Source organism: Acidovorax sacchari (assembly GCF_042847045.1).
GTDB classification, from domain to species: Bacteria; Pseudomonadota; Gammaproteobacteria; order Burkholderiales; family Burkholderiaceae_C; genus Paracidovorax; species Paracidovorax sacchari.
In genome coordinates this window covers 4,048,664-4,063,880 of the sequence record NZ_AP035783.1, presented here as the reverse complement: position 1 = coordinate 4,063,880, position 15,217 = coordinate 4,048,664, and the positions used below count along the sequence as shown (strand labels likewise).

Annotated in this window: 12 protein-coding genes; 6 read left to right on the top strand and 6 right to left on the bottom strand. The window is 70.7% G+C overall.

The window, feature by feature from the left end; genetic code table 11:
- Positions 1-7: 7 nt before the first annotated feature.
- From ureC to ACGHC0_RS17965, 4 genes are read right to left on the bottom strand one after another with little or no spacing between them, the layout of a single operon-like run.
- Complete coding sequence (gene ureC, locus ACGHC0_RS17980; protein WP_368352270.1) at positions 8-1,726, bottom strand: urease subunit alpha; 1,719 nt, start codon at positions 1,724-1,726, stop codon at positions 8-10.
- 55 nt (positions 1,727-1,781) lie between these two features.
- Positions 1,782-2,117 carry an urease subunit beta gene (locus ACGHC0_RS17975; protein ID WP_107130065.1) on the bottom strand — a complete coding sequence of 112 codons (336 nt, stop codon included), beginning with the start codon at positions 2,115-2,117 and terminating at the stop codon, positions 1,782-1,784.
- A gap of 21 nt (positions 2,118-2,138) precedes the next feature.
- Complete coding sequence (locus ACGHC0_RS17970) at positions 2,139-2,732, bottom strand: HupE/UreJ family protein (protein ID WP_013595809.1); 594 nt, start codon at positions 2,730-2,732, stop codon at positions 2,139-2,141.
- A gap of 45 nt (positions 2,733-2,777) precedes the next feature.
- Positions 2,778-3,080, bottom strand: coding sequence for an urease subunit gamma (locus tag ACGHC0_RS17965; protein ID WP_107130064.1), 303 nt, complete (start codon positions 3,078-3,080; stop codon positions 2,778-2,780).
- A 153-nt stretch (positions 3,081-3,233) separates the two neighbouring features.
- Between ACGHC0_RS17965 and ACGHC0_RS17960 the strand changes: the two genes are divergently transcribed.
- From ACGHC0_RS17960 to ACGHC0_RS17945, 4 genes are read left to right on the top strand one after another with little or no spacing between them, the layout of a single operon-like run.
- Positions 3,234-4,709, top strand: coding sequence for a metallophosphoesterase (locus tag ACGHC0_RS17960; protein ID WP_415266356.1), 1,476 nt, complete (start codon positions 3,234-3,236; stop codon positions 4,707-4,709).
- Positions 4,706-6,040 carry a cytochrome-c peroxidase gene (locus ACGHC0_RS17955; RefSeq protein ID WP_415266355.1) on the top strand — a complete coding sequence of 445 codons (1,335 nt, stop codon included), beginning with the start codon at positions 4,706-4,708 and terminating at the stop codon, positions 6,038-6,040. Before ACGHC0_RS17960 ends, ACGHC0_RS17955 begins: the two co-directional genes overlap by 4 nt.
- 35 nt (positions 6,041-6,075) lie before the next feature.
- Positions 6,076-9,681 (top strand): ATP-binding protein, encoded by a 3,606-nt coding sequence (locus ACGHC0_RS17950; RefSeq protein ID WP_415266354.1) that lies wholly within the window; start codon positions 6,076-6,078, stop codon positions 9,679-9,681.
- Positions 9,682-9,686: 5 nt separating this feature from the next.
- Complete coding sequence (locus ACGHC0_RS17945; protein WP_415266353.1) at positions 9,687-10,769, top strand: response regulator; 1,083 nt, start codon at positions 9,687-9,689, stop codon at positions 10,767-10,769.
- A 40-nt stretch (positions 10,770-10,809) separates the two neighbouring features.
- On the opposite strand, the gene ACGHC0_RS17940 is transcribed toward ACGHC0_RS17945, so the two are convergent.
- Positions 10,810-11,715 (bottom strand): LysR family transcriptional regulator, encoded by a 906-nt coding sequence (locus ACGHC0_RS17940; RefSeq protein ID WP_415266352.1) that lies wholly within the window; start codon positions 11,713-11,715, stop codon positions 10,810-10,812.
- Positions 11,716-11,818: 103 nt separating this feature from the next.
- On the opposite strand from ACGHC0_RS17940, the gene ACGHC0_RS17935 reads away from it, so the two are divergent.
- Positions 11,819-12,802, top strand: coding sequence for an NAD-dependent epimerase/dehydratase family protein (locus ACGHC0_RS17935; RefSeq protein WP_415266351.1), 984 nt, complete (start codon positions 11,819-11,821; stop codon positions 12,800-12,802).
- A 25-nt stretch (positions 12,803-12,827) separates the two neighbouring features.
- Here ACGHC0_RS17935 and ACGHC0_RS17930 read toward each other — a convergent pair whose 3' ends face one another.
- The gene (locus ACGHC0_RS17930; RefSeq protein WP_029413385.1) at positions 12,828-13,154 is read right to left on the bottom strand and encodes a hypothetical protein; all 327 of its coding nucleotides are present in this window, start codon (positions 13,152-13,154) and stop codon (positions 12,828-12,830) included.
- A 336-nt stretch (positions 13,155-13,490) separates the two neighbouring features.
- On the opposite strand from ACGHC0_RS17930, the gene lldP reads away from it, so the two are divergent.
- Positions 13,491-15,170: an L-lactate permease gene (gene lldP / locus ACGHC0_RS17925; RefSeq protein ID WP_368352263.1), complete on the top strand. Its 1,680-nt coding sequence runs from the start codon at positions 13,491-13,493 to the stop codon at positions 15,168-15,170.
- The last annotated feature ends 47 nt before the right edge of the window (positions 15,171-15,217 follow it).

Genomic DNA, 15,217 nt, shown 5'->3' with positions numbered 1-15,217 from the left:
GGCCGGCTCAGAAAAGGAAGTAGCGCTGCGCCAGCGGCAGCCGGGTGGCGGGCTCGCAGGTGAGCAGCTGGCCGTCGGCGCGCACGGTGTAGGTCTGCGCGTCGATCTCCATGCGCGGGGTATAGCTGTTGTGCACCATGTGCTGCTTGCGCACGCTGCGCACGCCCCGCACGGCGCTCAGTTGCTTGGCGAGGCCGTAGCGTTCGCCCACGCCGGCCGCCAGGCCCGCCTGCGAGACGAAGGTGAGCGAGGAGCGGGCCAGGGAGCCTCCGAAGGCGCCGAACATGGGGCGGTAGTGCACGGGCTGCGGCGTGGGGATGGAGGCGTTGGGGTCGCCCATGGCGGCCATCGCGATGCTGCCGCCCTTGAGGATCATCGCGGGCTTCACGCCGAAGAAGGCCGGCTTCCAGACCACGATGTCGGCCCACTTGCCGACCTCCAGGCTGCCCACGTCGTGGGAGATGCCGTGGGCGATCGCGGGGTTGATGGTGTATTTGGCGACGTAGCGCTTGATGCGGTGGTTGTCGTTGCGGGGGCCGTCCTCGGGCAGGGCGCCGCGCTGCTGCTTCATCTTGTCGGCCGTCTGCCAGGTGCGCAGGATGACTTCGCCCACGCGGCCCATGGCCTGGCTGTCGCTGCTCATCATGCTGATGGCGCCCAGGTCGTGCAGGATGTCCTCGGCGGCGATGGTTTCCTTGCGGATGCGGCTTTCGGCGAAGGCGAGGTCTTCGGCGATGGACGCGTCCAGGTGGTGGCACACCATGAGCATGTCCACGTGCTCGTCCAGCGTGTTGCGCGTGTACGGCATGGTGGGGTTGGTGGAGGAGGGCAGGAAGTTGTCCTCGCCCACCACGCGCAGGATGTCCGGCGCATGGCCGCCGCCCGCGCCCTCGGTGTGGAAGGCGCAGATGCCGCGCCCGCCCACGGCGGCGATGGTGTTCTCGACGAAGCCGCTCTCGTTGAGGGTGTCGGAGTGGATGGCCACCTGCGTATCGGTGGCATCGGCCACGTCCAGGCAGTTGCTGATGGCCGAGGGCGTGGTGCCCCAGTCTTCGTGGAGTTTCAGGCCGATCACGCCGGCTTCGATCTGCTCGTGCAGCGCGGCGGGCAGGCTGGCGTTGCCCTTGCCCAGGAAGCCGATGTTCATCGGGAAGGCGTCTGCCGCCTGCAGCATGCGCTCGATGTGCCAGGGGCCGGGGGTGGAGGTCGTGGCCAGGGTGCCGGTGGCCGGGCCGGTGCCGCCGCCGAGCATGGTGGTGACGCCCGAAGCCAGCGCCTCCTCGATCTGCTGGGGGCAGATGAAGTGGATGTGGCTGTCGATGCCGCCCGCGGTGACGATGTTGCCTTCGCAACTGATGATCTCGGTGCCGGGGCCGATGACGATGTCCACGCCCGGCTGGGTGTCCGGGTTGCCGGCCTTGCCGATGGCGGCGACGCGGCCGTCCTTCAGGCCGATGTCGGCCTTGACGATGCCCCAGTGGTCGATGACGAGGGCGTTGGTGAGCACGGTGTCCATCGCCCCTTCTGCACGGGTGCGCTGGCTCTGGGCCATGCCGTCGCGGATGGTCTTGCCGCCGCCGAACTTGACCTCTTCGCCGTAGCCACCGGCGCGCAGGGTGAAGTCCTGCTCGACTTCGGCGACGAGGCCGGTGTCGGCCAGCCGCACGCGATCGCCCACGGTGGGGCCGAACATTTCCGCATAGGCGCGGCGGGATACGGTGGCCATGGTGCTGTCTTGCCTTTCCGGGGGCGTGGCTTGGTGCGTGAAGGGGCGGGGCGGGTCAGGGCTGCTTCGGCAGATCGGGGGCGGTGTCCAGCGGGCCCTGGATGTCGCCGCGGAAGCCGTACACGGTGCGGCTGCCGGCGTAGTCCACCAGTTCGACGGTGCGCTGCTGGCCGGGCTCGAAACGCACGGCGGTGCCCGAGGTGATGTTCAGCCGCATGCCGCGCGCGGCCGCGCGGTCGAAATCGAGTGCGCCGTTGGTTTCGGCGAAGTGGTAGTGCGAGCCGACCTGGATGGGCCGGTCGGCGCTGTTGCGCACCACCAGGGTGGTGGTGCGCCGGCAGGGGTTGAGTGGGTGCTCGCCGTCATCGACCAGCAGTTCGCCCGGGACCATGGTGCGCTCCTCGGGTTGCGGTCAGGCCAGGCCGCCCAGCAGGGCGAGGCCGAAGAGGCCGACGGCGGCGCCGGCCGCGCGCGGCAGCCAGCGGTTCGCACCGCGCAGGGCCACGCCCAGGCCGATGCCGCCGGCATGCAGGGCCACGGTGGCGGCGAGCATGCCGGCCAGCGTGGGCAGGGCGGCGCCGTCGCCGGCCAGTTCGTGGCCGTGGGCGATGCCGTGGAAGACGGCGAAGACGCCGACCAGCGCCGCGGCGGCGGGCGCGGGCAGGCGGCGCTGCGTGGCCACCAGCAGGCCCAGCACGAGCAGCGAGGCGGCGATCATGGGCTCCACTGCGGGCAGCGACAGGCCCGCCAGGCCCGCGAGCGCGCCCGCCAGCAGCATGCCGGCGAAGCCCAGGGGCGCCGCCAGCAGTTCGCGGCGGCTGCGCGCGGCCAGGGCGCTCCAGAGGCCCACGGCCACCATCGCGGCGAGGTGGTCCATGCCGGTCAGCGGGTGCAGGAACCCGGCGGTGAAGCCGTGGTGGTGGCCGGCATCGGCGCCGGTGTGGGCCAGCGCCGGCAGCGCGGCAGCGGCAAGCAGTGCGGGCAAAAGGGAACGGGCAATGCGCATGGGGAGGCTCCGGGAGCAGGGGGAGGGGCAGTCCGCAGTCCGCCGTCAGGCGATGGGCTGGTGGACGGTGACGAGCTTGGTGCCGTCGGGGAAGGTGGCTTCGACCTGGATGTCCGAGATCATTTCCGGCACGCCCTCCATCACGTCGTCGCGCGTGAGGACTTCGCGGCCTTCGCTCATGAGCTGTGCCACGGTCTTGCCGTCGCGGGCACCTTCCAGCACGGCCGCGGAAATCAGTGCCACCGCCTCCGGGTAGTTGAGCTTGAGGCCGCGCGCCTTGCGGCGTTCGGCCAGCAGGGCGGCGGTGAAGAGAAGCAGCTTGTCTTTTTCCCGGGGGGTCAGTTCCATGGGTGGTTCCGTCGGTCGCCTCAACTGGGCCGACATCGTAAAGCAGGAATCTTGCCAAGGGGAGCGGCGGAGGGTGTCACGTGGATGTAACCCGCTGTTACTAGGATGCGCCCCGGCCCCACGACCGGTCCGCTTGAAAGAAAGACACACCACATGCAGGCATCCCGCTGGATTCATCCTTTCGCAGCGGCGCTGGCCATCGGCGGCGCGCTCACCCTCTCCGGCTGCGACGGCGGCGGCTCCGGCATCGCCGCAGATGCCGCCAGCGCACCCGCCAACATCCAGGCCGCCTGGGTGGTGGTGGGCGAAGGCAGCCATGCCACGGCCCGGGTGATCACCAGCTACACGCTGCCGGCCGGCTCGGCCGCGGACGCCAGCGTCTGCCCCCGCATCGTGGTGGACAACCAGCCCGGCCGCATGGCGCTGCGCGTGGGCGCCGCTACGGTGGCGCAGCGGACCACCGCGAGCGATCCGTCCGATTCCAAGCCTTCGGCGTTTCCCGTGTCGGTCTGCGAGACGGTGCTGCCCGACTCGGCCCGCCAGGTCACCGTGGCCGACCGCACCCTGCCGCTGCCGAAGGCGCAGCCGCAGCGCGTGCTGCTGATCGCCGACACGGGCTGCCGCCTCAAGAAGGCGGACAACGCCTGGCAGCCCTGCAGCGATCCCGTGGCCTGGCCTTTCGCCACGGTCGCTGCGACGGCCGCCGCCATGGCGCCGGACCTGGTGCTGCACATCGGCGATTACCACTACCGCGAAAACGCCTGCCCGGGCGACGTGGCGGGCTGCAAGGGCAGCCCCTGGGGCTATGGCTGGGACACCTGGCAGGCGGACTTCTTCCAGCCCGCCGCCCCGCTGCTGGCCGGCGCGCCCTGGATCATGGCGCGCGGCAACCATGAAGAGTGCGCGCGCGCCGGGCAGGGCTGGTTCCGCTTCCTGGACCCGCGCGCCTACAGCGAGCAAAGTTCCTGCAACCTGCCGGCCAACGACAACGTGGGCAACTATTCCGAGCCCTATGCGGTGGCCCTGGGCGGGGATACGCAGGTGATCGTGTTCGATTCGGCCAAGACGGGCAAGACGGCGCTCAAGAGCACGGACCTGCAGTTCGGCATCTACCAGAAGCAGTTCCAGAGCGTGGCCGCGCTGGCGGCCAAGGCCGGCGTGGCGACGAACATCTTCACCAACCACCACCCCATCATGGCCTTCGCGCCGGTGGCCGGCAGCACGCCCGCGCCGGGCAATGCGGCGCTGCAGTCGGCCATGGCCGGCCTCTACCAGCAGGCCTACTATCCGCCAGGCGTGCATGTCGCGCTCCACGGCCACGTGCACGACTTCCAGGCCATCAATTTCGCGTCGGGCCATCCGGCGACGCTGGTGACCGGCAACGCCGGCGACAACCTCGACGTGGCGCTGCCCGATCCGCTGCCGGCCAGTGCCTCTCCCGCGCCGGGCACCACCATCGACCGCATCACCCATCACGCGAGCTTCGGCTTCGCGATGATGGAGCGCCGCGCGGCGCCCGCGACCGGCTGGACCTTCAAGGCCTATACGACCACCGGCAAGCTGCTGGCCACGTGCCAGCAGTCCGGCCGCACGCTGGCGTGCGACAAGACGGGCTTCCTGGCGCCGTGACGACACGCTGGCGGAGCCGGCTCGCGGCCATCGCGCTGGCGTGGCTGCCCCTGGCGGCGCCCGCCGCCGCGCCCGGTGCGGCCGGCGTGCCCGAGGCGCAGGTCCTGCTGCTGCCGGGCGTGCCGGCCCAGGCGGTGGTGGGCTGGGTGGGGCGCACGCCCCAGGTGGCCTCGCGCGTGGACCCGACCCGGGCCGTGTTCGCTCCCGATCCGGAACTGGTGCGCCTGGGAGAGAGGCTGTTCAACGACCCGCGGCTGTCGCGGCCGCGCGGCATGTCGTGCGCGGCATGCCACGACCCGGGGCGGGCCTTCGGCCCCAGCCTCGCCACGCCCCGCGCGCTGGCCGGGCCGGGCACCTCCGAAGGCAGCCGGCCCGGTCGCTTCGGCGCGCGCACGGCGCCCTCGCTGCTCTACGTGCGCTACGTGCCGCGCCGCCATTTCTACCAGGACGACGACGCGCCCTTCGCCTCGCCCTTCGGGGGCCTGTTCGCCGACGGGCGGGCCGACACGCTGGCCGAGCAGGTCCGCGGCCCCTTGCTGGATTCGCGCGAGATGAACAACGGCACCCCGGCGCAACTGCTGCGCTCGGCACAGCGCAGCGGGCTGGCGGCGGAGCTGGCACCGCGCTTCGGTGCGGCCGTGCAGCGCGATCCTGAGGCGCTGCTGCGTGCCCTGGGCGCTGCCTTGCAGGCCTTCCTGCAGAGCGACGCCATGGCACCGTTCAGCTCGCGCTTCGACGACTACCTGCGCGGCCAGGGCACGCTGTCGCCGGCCGAGCAACGCGGGCTGGCACTGTTCCGCAACCCGGACAAGGGCAACTGCGCGTCCTGCCACACCATGGCGGAGACAGCGTCGCGGCCCGAGCGGTCGCTGTTCACCGATTTCGGGTACGACGCGATCGCCGTGCCGCGCAACCGGCGGCTGGCGGACAACCGCGATCCGCGCCATTTCGATACCGGGCTGGATGCCACGGCGCGGCGCCTGGGCTGGCCGGAGCCGGGGCAGTGGTGCGCCTACCTGCGCACGCCGGGGCTGCGCAACGTGGCGGTACGCCAGCGTTTCATGCACAACGCGGTGTTCGGCGACCTGCGCGACGCGGTGGCGTTCTACAACACGCGCTCCACCGATCCCGCGCACTGGTATGCCGGCGGCCAGCCCTTCGACGACGTGCCGAAGGAATGCCGCGGCAATGTCAACGTCAACTCGCCGCCGATGAACCGGCGTGCCGGTACCGCGGCGGCGCTGTCCGACGCGGAGATCGACGATCTCGTCGCCTTCCTGCGCAGTCTGACCGACAAGGCCTATGCCGGCCGCATGCCCCCTGCGCGCTGAGGCGTGCAGCGCCGCGGGCGTGGCGGGTGGCATGAATGCTGCACCTGCGGGGCGTGCCGTCCGCCCCCGTTTCCACTTCCCTGCCACCGCATGACGCCGCAGAAGGCGAGGCGCCGCAGCGCATCGTCAAGGTGCGCCGCGACTACAACAGCTGGGTGGGCAGCGAGACGCTGGAGGACTACGCGCTGCGCTTCACGCCGCAGCGCTTCCGCAAGTGGTCTGCCTGGCGGGTGGCCAACACGGCCTTCGGGGCGGCTTCGTTCCTGATCCTGGAGGCGGTGGGCGCCACGCTGCTGGTGCAGTACGGCTTCGCCAACGCCTTCTGGGCCATCCTGGCGACGGGGCTCATCATCTTCCTGGCCGGCATGCCCATCAGCGCCTATGCGGCGCGCTACGGGGTGGACATGGACCTGCTCACGCGCGGAGCGGGCTTCGGCTACATCGGCTCGACCATCACCTCGCTGATCTACGCGAGCTTCACCTTCGTCTTCTTCGCGCTGGAGGCCGCCGTGATGGCCTATGCGCTGGAACTGGCGCTGGACATTCCGCCCGCCTGGGGCTACGTGCTCTGCGCGCTGGTGGTGATTCCGCTCGTGACGCACGGCGTGTCGGCCATCAGCCGGCTGCAGGTGTGGACGCAGCCGGTCTGGCTGGTGATGCTGCTGGTGCCGTTCGGCTATGTGCTGGCGCGCGATCCTGGTGCATTCGCGGGCATCGTGCACTATTCAGGGGATCGCGGCGGCTCGGCGGCGTTCGACCTGCACCTTTTCGGCGCAGCGCTCACGGTGGGGATCGCCCTCATCACCCAGATGGGGGAGCAGGCCGACTACCTGCGCTTCATGCCGGCGCGCACGCGCGCGAACCGGTGGCGCTGGTGGGCCGGGGTGCTGGCCGGCGGGCCGGGCTGGGTGGTGCTGGGCGTGTTCAAGATGCTGGGCGGCGCGCTGCTGGCCTACCTGGCGATCACCCTGAGCGTGCCGCCCGAGCGGGCCGTGGACCCCAACCAGATGTACCTGGCCGCCTACGGCTACGTGTTCGCGGACTACCGCTGGGCGGTGGCGGCCACGGCGCTTTTCGTGGTGGTGTCGCAGATCAAGATCAACGTGACCAATGCCTATGCGGGCTCGCTCGCGTGGAGCAACTTCTTCTCGCGCCTCACGCACAGCCACCCGGGGCGCGTGGTGTGGGTGGTGTTCAACACGCTCATCGCCTTCATGCTGATGGAGATGAACGTGTTCACCGCGCTGGGGCAGGTGCTGGGGCTGTACTCCAACATCGCCATCGCCTGGATGATGGCCGTGGTGGCCGACCTGGTGGTGAACAAGCCGCTGGGGCTGTCGCCGCCGGGCATCGAGTTCAAGCGCGCGCACCTGTACGACGTCAACCCGGTGGGCGTGGGGGCGATGGCGCTGGCCTCGCTGCTCTCGGTCGTGGCGCACCTGGGGCTGTTCGGACCGATGGCGCAGGCGTTCTCGGCGGTGATCGCGATGGTGACGGCCTTCGTCGCGGCGCCCGCCATTGCCTGGGCGACGGGCGGGCGCTACTACCTGGCGCGCACGGGGGCGGCGCCGCAGGCCTGCGGTGCGGGGGGCTGCGAGGGCTGCGGTGGCGGTGGATCGGCCTCTGCCACGGCCGCGCTGCCCGCCATGCTGCGCTGCGTGGTCTGCGAGCGCGAATACGAGGCGCCGGACATGGCGCACTGCCCCGCCTACCGGGGCCACATCTGCTCGCTGTGCTGCACGCTGGATGCGCGTTGCGGCGACATGTGCAAGCCCCACGCGCACCTGGCCGTGCAGTGGGCCGGGGCGCTGCGCTGGCTGCTGCCGCGCAGCGCGTGGCGGCTGCTGGATTCCGGGCTGGGGCATTTCCTGCTGCTGATGCTGGTGATCGCGCCGCTGCTGGCGGCGGTGTTCGGGCTTTTCTACCACCAGGAGACGCAGTTCCTGGGCGTGCCGGGCACTGGCTCGGCGCCGCTGCGTTCGGGGCTGCTCAAGGCCTACCTGGCGCTGCTGGTCATCTCGGGCATCGTGGCCTGGTGGCTGGTGCTGGCGCACAAGAGCCGCAAGGTGGCGCAGGAGGAGTCGAACCGGCAGACCCACCTGCTGCAGCGCGAGATCGCCCTGCACAGGCAGACCGACCAGGCCCTGCAGGAGGCCCGCCGCACCGCCGAGCAGGCGCGCGGCGTGGCCGAGGAGGCGCGCGAGGAGGCCGAGCACGCCCGCCGCCTCGCCGACCAGGCCAACCAGGCCAAGAGCCGCTACATCAGCGCCATCAGCCATGAGCTGCGCACGCCGCTCAACAGCATCCTGGGCTACGCGCAGCTCATGGGCGAGGACGCCTCCGTGCCGCCGCACCGCCGGCAGGCCGTGGGCGTGATCCGGCGCGGCGGCGAGCACCTGCTGACGCTGATCGAGGGCACGCTGGACATCGCACGCATCGAGAGCGGCAAGCTCACGCTGCAGGTGCGGCCCATGCGCTTCGCCGATTGCCTGCACGAGATGGTCGAGATGTTCGAGCCCCAGGCCCGCGCCAAGGGGCTGGCGTTCCGCTTCGATCCGCAGGGCGTGCTGCCCGAGGTGGTGCGCGGCGACGACAAGCGCGTGCGGCAGATCCTCATCAACCTGATCGGCAACGCCATCAAGTTCACCGCCACGGGGCATGTGCGCCTGGGCGTGCGGCATGCGCGCGAACTGGCCCTGATCGAGATCGAGGACAGTGGACCGGGCCTGACCGAGGCCGAGCGCGCGAGCATTTTCGAGCCCTTCGAACGCGGCGCGGCCAGCAGCCACGGCGCGGCGCCCGGCGCGGGCCTGGGGCTGACCATCGCCAAGATGCTGACCGAGCTGATGGGCGGCGAGATGACGGTGACCAGCACCCCCGGGGCCGGCGCGCTGTTCCGCATCCGGCTCTTCCTGCCCGAAGTGCATCCCGGCGCCCTGGGCGCGGCCGAGCTGCGCGCCGCCGGCCCGCGGCCCGCGCGGCGCGGCTATGCCGGCCCGCGCCGCCGCCTGCTGGTGGTGGACAACGAAGAGCCCGACCGCGAGCTGCTGGTGCAACTGCTGGCGCCGCTGGGCTTCGACCTGCGCACGGCCGCCAGCGGGCACGATGCGCTGGACCTGCTGGCCGCCGGCTACCGGCCCGACGTGGTCTTCATGGACCTGGCCATGCCCGGCATCGACGGCTGGGAGACCATCCGCCGCCTGCGCGCGGCCGGCCATACGCAGGCGCACGTGGCCGTGGTCTCGGCCAATGCCTTCGACAAGGGGCTGGAGAACGACGTGGGCATCAGGCCCGAGGATTTCATCGTCAAGCCCGTGCGCCATACCGAGTTGCTGGACTGGCTGGAGCGGCGCCTGGCGCTGCAGTGGGTGGAGGAAATGGCCGCGGCCCCCGCGGCAGCGCCTCCGCCCCCGGCAGCGCCGCCGCCCCCGGCCGCCGGCCCCGATGCAGCCCTGCCCGATGCAGCACGGCTCGCGACGCTGGCCGAGGCCGTGGAGCTGGGCTACTACCGGGGCGTGATGGCCCAGCTGGCGGAGATCGAGGCCGCGCAGCCCGAATGCGCCGGCTGGGTGGCCCGGGCGCGCGCGCTGGCGCGGCAGTTCCAGTTCGAGGCGCTGGCCCGCCTCATGGCATCCTCCTGATCCCGATGACCGACCAGCCTTCGCCTTCCGCCTCCCATGCGCCGCCATCCGGGCGCGCCGCGCCGCTGATGGACAGCGACAGCGCCGGCCTGGTGCTGATCGTGGACGACGTGCCCGACAACCTGGCCGTGCTGCACGACGCGCTGGACGAGTCCGGCTACACGGTGCTGGTCGCCACCAGCGGCGAGACCGCGCTGGCCCGCGCCGCCCAGGCCATGCCCGACGTGGTGCTGCTCGACGCCATGATGCCCGGCATGGACGGCTTCGAGGTCGCGCGCCGCCTCAAGGCCCTGCCGGCCACCGCGCACATCCCCATCATCTTCATGACCGGCCTCACCGAGACCGAGCACCTGGAGGCGGCCCTGGCCGCGGGCGGGGTGGACTACGTGACCAAGCCCATCAAGCCGCGCGAGGTGCTGGCGCGCATGAACGTGCACCTGCAGGGCGCGCGGCGGGCCCGGCAGGACATGCGCCAGGCGGGCCAGGCGCGCAATGCGCTGGATGCCTTCGGCTACGCCAGCATCACCGTGCGCGCGAGCGACGGGCGGCTGATGTGGCAGACGGCACTGGCGCGCACGCTGCTGCGGGAGTATTTCAGCGCCGATGGGGCGCAGGGTGGGGAGGCCGGGGAGCCCACGGCCGATCCGGTGGCCGTGCCATTGCCCGTGGCCGAATGGCTGCGGGCCCAGCTGCCGCAGGTGCCGGCCTTCGCGGCGCAGCAGATCGAACCGCCGCGCCTGGTGGTGGAGCGCGGCGCGCGGCGCCTGTCGTTCAGCCTGCACCAGCAGACCGGCGACAGCGAGGGCGGCGGCGACTGGCTGGTCGTGATGCGCGAAGTGTCCGATGCGGCGGTGATCGAGGCGCTGGCGCTGGGTTTCCGGCTCACGGCGCGCGAGGCCGAGGTGCTGTACTGGCTGCTCAAGGGCAAGACCAACCGCGACATCGGCGACATCCTGGGATCGAGCCCCGCCACGGTGAAGAAGCACCTGGAACGCGTGTATGTGAAGCTGGGCGTGGAAACGCGCACCGCCGCCGCCGGCATCGCCATGGCGCGCATCCGGCAGACGCATCCGCAGTTCGAGGGCTGAGGGCCGTTGCCCCGGCTCACCGCGGGCCCCTGGCGTGCCCTCAGCGCGTCGCCATGTGGGCCAGCATCCCGTTCACGAGGGCGTCGAACGTGACACGGCAGCGCAGACTGCTGCGAAGGTCTTCGTGCATGGTGACCCAGGTCTCCATGGGCACGGTGAAGCCGCGGGGCATCAGGCGTACCAGGTCGGGGGAGCGCCGCGCCAGCGGAACCTGGCACATCCCGATGCCGGCGCCCGCTCGGATCAGCGCCAGCTGCGCGAGGTTGCTGTCGCTGCGCAGCGAGAACATGTGGCGCCGCAGCCCCTTCAGCGAGCCCTCGACCTGGCGGATGAAGGCGGTGGCCTGGTCGTAACCGATGAGCGTGTGTGCGGCCAACTGCTCCAGGTTGCGCGGCGTGCCGTGCCGTTCGAGGTAGTCCCGCCGCGCGTGCAGGCCCACGTCGATGTGTCCCAGGCGCCGCGCCACCAGTTGTTCCTGCCGGGGCGTGGCCATGCGCACGGCGATGTCGGCCTCGCGGTGCAGCAGGTCCTGCACGCGGTCGGTCAGTACCAGCTCGACGGCCAGGGCCGGGTGCGCGCTCCGCAGCGCGGCGATCACGGGTGGCAGCACCTCCACCCCGATCACGTCGCTGCAACTCACCCGCACGGTCCCCTTGACACCGCCTTCCGCGCTGCCCTGGCTGGCGGCCGTGCGTTCGAGGGACGCCGCCAGGCTGGCCATCGCCCGGGCCTGCGGGTGCAGTGCCTGCGCCGCCTCCGTGGGCATCAGCCCCGTGGGCGAACGGGTGAAGAGAGGGGTGCCCAGCGCCTTTTCCAGCGATTCCACATGGCGCCCCGCCGTGGGCTGGGTGATGCCCAGCGTGCGTGCCGCGCCCGATAGCGATCCTTCGGTCAGCACGGCCAGGAAGGTGCGGTAGAGCTCCCAGCCGATATTCGTTTTGGCCATGCATAAATGTATATCCGCTGCCTCATCCTGCCCAATTCCCATTGAACCAGGCCTTTCGCAGAATCGACTCCATCGGCCCTGGCGGCCTCGACAAGGAGATGGAATGGCGGATCGTTGCAGGACGGCCCTGGTGCTGGGCGCTACCGGAGGCATCGGGGGCGAGGTGGCGCGGCAATTGCTCGACGCGGGGTGGACGGTGCATGCGCTGGCGCGCGGCGGGGCCCCGGCGGCACCGTGCGGCGACGGGATCGTCTGGTTCCGCGGGGATGCCATGCGCCGGGAGGACGTGGCGCGGGCCGCGCAGGGGTGTTCGGCCATCGTGCATGCCGTCAACCCTCCCGGCTACCGCGACTGGGACACCCTGGTCATGCCGATGATCGAGAACACCATCGCCGCTGCGGCGGCACTGGGTGCGACCATCGTGTTGCCGGGCACGGTCTACAACTTCGGGCCCGATGCGTTCCCGTGCATCACCGAGGGCGCCCCCCAGCATCCTGCCACCCGCAAGGGCGCCATCCGGGTGCGGATGGAAGAACGCCTGCAGGCAGCCAGCCGGCAGGGGTGCCGCGCCATCATCGTGCGGGCCGGAGATTTCTTCGGGCCGAAGCCGGGCAACAGCTGGTTCTCGCAGGGCCTGGTCCGCCCGGGGCGGCCCGTGGCGTCGGTCTCCAACCCGGCGCGGCCGGGCGTGGGACACCAGTGGGCCTACCTGCCCGATGTGGCGCGCACCATGGTGGCCCTGCTGGAGCGGCGCGAATCGCTGGCGGCGTTCGAGCGGTTCCACGTGGCCGGCCACTGGGATGCCACGGGCCTGCAGATGGCCGAGGTCATCCGGCAGGTGGTGCAGCGGCGTTGCGGAACCGTGCCGCGCATGGCGCGCACGCCCTGGTGGCTGCTGCGCCTCGCTGCCCCTTTCGTGCCCACGCTGCGCGAATTGATGGAGATGCGCTACCTGTGGGAGCGGCCGGTGCGCATGGACAACACCCGCCTGCTGGAGGTGCTCGGCCATGAGCCGCATACGCCGCTCGAGGTGGCGGTGGAGGCCTCGCTCGACGGCCTGGGCTGTCTGGTTCGGGCGGGCCGGTAGCCGCGCCGGGGGGCCGTTGCCGGGCTCAGCGCCCCACGGCCTTTTCCAGCTCGGCCTTGTTCATTTTCGAGCGGCCGGCAATGTTCTTCTTGCGCGCCTCTTCGTAGAGCTGCTCGCGCGTGCGGCCCTGCGCGCCGGTATGCGAGCGCTGGCCGCCGCGCACGGGCGCGGGAGTGTCGTGCACGGTCTTGGGGTTGGCCTTCTTCGCCTCGCCGTGCTGGGCGCGCTCCTTGTTGACGGTGCGCGCCGCGATCTGTTCGGCCGTCTTTTCGCTGCGGCCGCGTTGCTTGACGCTGTCCTTGATGTGTTCGTACTGGCGTTCGCGTTTGTCGCTCCAGGCGGCTCGGGGCATGGCGGACTCCTTGGCGTTGTCGATAAAGGGAAAACGGGAAAGACCCTTGCGCTATCTGACGGCCTGCGGTGCCCCGCGCATGTCGGCGCCGCGGGCCTGCCGCCGTAGGACGTGGCACCGCCATGGCTCTCATGCGCCTGTCAAATTGGTAATACCAATTTGAGGTGATGCGGTATGATTGCTGGTCGCTCCCGGGTTTTCCCTGTTGGTTGAGGTGCTGTGTGTCTTCGAGAATGCGCTCCATCGCGTTGATTGGTTTTATTGGTCATACCAATATTGGTGGGCTAGCAGACCATTGCAACGGCGTCTTCTCTTCCCATTCCACACCGACTCGCCATGCAAACCCTCTGGCAACAGAACTACGACCCCGCCGGAAACATCTGGATTTCCGCGCTGGTGGCGCTCATTCCCATCGTCTTCTTCTTCCTCGCTCTGACCCGCCTGCGCCTGAAGGGCTACCAGGCAGGCACGGTCACCGTGCTGCTGTCGCTGGCCGTGGCGCTGCTTTTCTACCGGATGCCGGCGAGCGCCGCGCTGGCCTCTGCCGTGTATGGCTTCCTCTACGGCCTGTGGCCGATCGCCTGGATCATCGTGGCCGCGGTGTTCCTCTACAAGATTTCGGTGGCGACGGGGCAGTTCGCCGTTATCCGCTCGTCGATCCTCTCCGTCACGGAAGACCAGCGGCTGCAGCTCATCCTGGTGGGTTTCTGCTTCGGCGCGTTCCTGGAGGGCGCGGCGGGCTTCGGTGCGCCGGTGGCCATCACCGCGGCGCTGCTGGTGGGGCTGGGGTTCAGGCCGCTCTATGCCGCCGGCCTGTGCCTGATCGCCAATACGGCCCCCGTGGCCTTCGGCGCCATGGGCATTCCCATCATCGTGGCCGGGCAGGTGTCGGGCGTGGACGCGTTCGCCATCGGCCAGATGGCCGGCCGGCAGCTGCCGTTCATGACGGTGATCGTGCTGTTCTGGATCATGGCGATCATGGACGGATGGCGTGGCGTGAAGGAAACCTGGCCCGCCGTGCTGGTGGGCGGCGGCACCTTCGCGGGCATGCAGTTCCTGACGGCCAACTACGTCGGTCCCGAACTGCCGGACATCACCTCGGCCATCGTCTCGCTGGTGGCGCTGACGCTGTTCCTGAAAGTCTGGCAGCCCCGGCGCATCTTCCGCTTCGAGGAGGAGCCCGCGGCGGCCGGCGCACGGCCTGCAGCAGCCGGTGCCGCCAGCGGCGTGCCGCTGACGGCCGGCGCGGTCTTCAAGGCCTGGTCGCCCTTCATCATCCTCACCGCCGTGGTCACGCTCTGGAGCATCAAGCCCTTCAAGGCACTGTTCGCGGCGCAGGGCGCGCTGGCCTCCACCGTGGTCAACATCCCGGTGCCGTTCCTGCACAATCTGGTCGAGAAGATGCCTCCGGTGGTCGCCTCCGCGGCGCCCTACGGTGCGGTGTACACCTTCAACTGGCTGTCCGCCACGGGCACGGCCATCCTGATCGCCGCGCTGGTCACGATCGCGTCCACCCGCCTGTCGCCGGCCAGGGCCGTGGCGACGCTCGGCGAGACGTTCAGGGAGCTGGCCGTGCCGATCTATTCCATCGGCATGGTGCTGGCCTTCGCCTTCATCGCCAACTACTCCGGCCTGTCCGCCACGCTGGCGCTCGCCCTGGCGCACACGGGCCAGGCCTTCACCTTCTTCTCGCCCTTCCTGGGCTGGATCGGCGTGTTCCTGACCGGCTCCGATACCTCGGCCAACGCACTGTTCGCCGCGCTGCAGGCCACCACCGCGCAGCAGCTGGGCCTGCCGCAGGTGCTCACCGTGGCGGCCAACACCACGGGCGGCGTCACGGGCAAGATGATCTCGCCGCAGTCCATCGCCATCGCCTGCGCGGCGGTGGGCCTGGCCGGGCGCGAGTCGGACCTGTTCCGCTTCACGGTGAAGCACAGCCTGGTCTTCGCGGCCATCATCGGAGTGATGACGACGCTGCAGGCGTACGTTTTTCCGTGGATGATCCCGGGGCATTGATGAACACCCCCCTGAGCGGCTGCGCCGCTTCCCCCCGCTCTCGCCGT

Excerpts from the sequence above, each read along its gene's own strand:
- ureC (WP_368352270.1), bottom strand. The coding sequence starts at position 1,726 with ATGGCCACCGTATCCCGCCGCGCCTATGCGGAAATGTTCGGCCCCACC.
- ACGHC0_RS17975 (WP_107130065.1), bottom strand. The coding sequence starts at position 2,117 with ATGGTCCCGGGCGAACTGCTGGTCGATGACGGCGAGCACCCACTCAAC.
- ACGHC0_RS17970 (WP_013595809.1), bottom strand. The coding sequence starts at position 2,732 with ATGCGCATTGCCCGTTCCCTTTTGCCCGCACTGCTTGCCGCTGCCGCG.
- ACGHC0_RS17965 (WP_107130064.1), bottom strand. The coding sequence starts at position 3,080 with ATGGAACTGACCCCCCGGGAAAAAGACAAGCTGCTTCTCTTCACCGCC.
- ACGHC0_RS17960 (WP_415266356.1), top strand. The coding sequence starts at position 3,234 with ATGCAGGCATCCCGCTGGATTCATCCTTTCGCAGCGGCGCTGGCCATC.
- ACGHC0_RS17950 (WP_415266354.1), top strand. The coding sequence starts at position 6,076 with ATGCTGCACCTGCGGGGCGTGCCGTCCGCCCCCGTTTCCACTTCCCTG.
- ACGHC0_RS17945 (WP_415266353.1), top strand. The coding sequence starts at position 9,687 with ATGACCGACCAGCCTTCGCCTTCCGCCTCCCATGCGCCGCCATCCGGG.
- ACGHC0_RS17940 (WP_415266352.1), bottom strand. The coding sequence starts at position 11,715 with ATGGCCAAAACGAATATCGGCTGGGAGCTCTACCGCACCTTCCTGGCC.
- ACGHC0_RS17935 (WP_415266351.1), top strand. The coding sequence starts at position 11,819 with ATGGCGGATCGTTGCAGGACGGCCCTGGTGCTGGGCGCTACCGGAGGC.
- ACGHC0_RS17930 (WP_029413385.1), bottom strand. The coding sequence starts at position 13,154 with ATGCCCCGAGCCGCCTGGAGCGACAAACGCGAACGCCAGTACGAACAC.
- lldP (WP_368352263.1), top strand. The coding sequence starts at position 13,491 with ATGCAAACCCTCTGGCAACAGAACTACGACCCCGCCGGAAACATCTGG.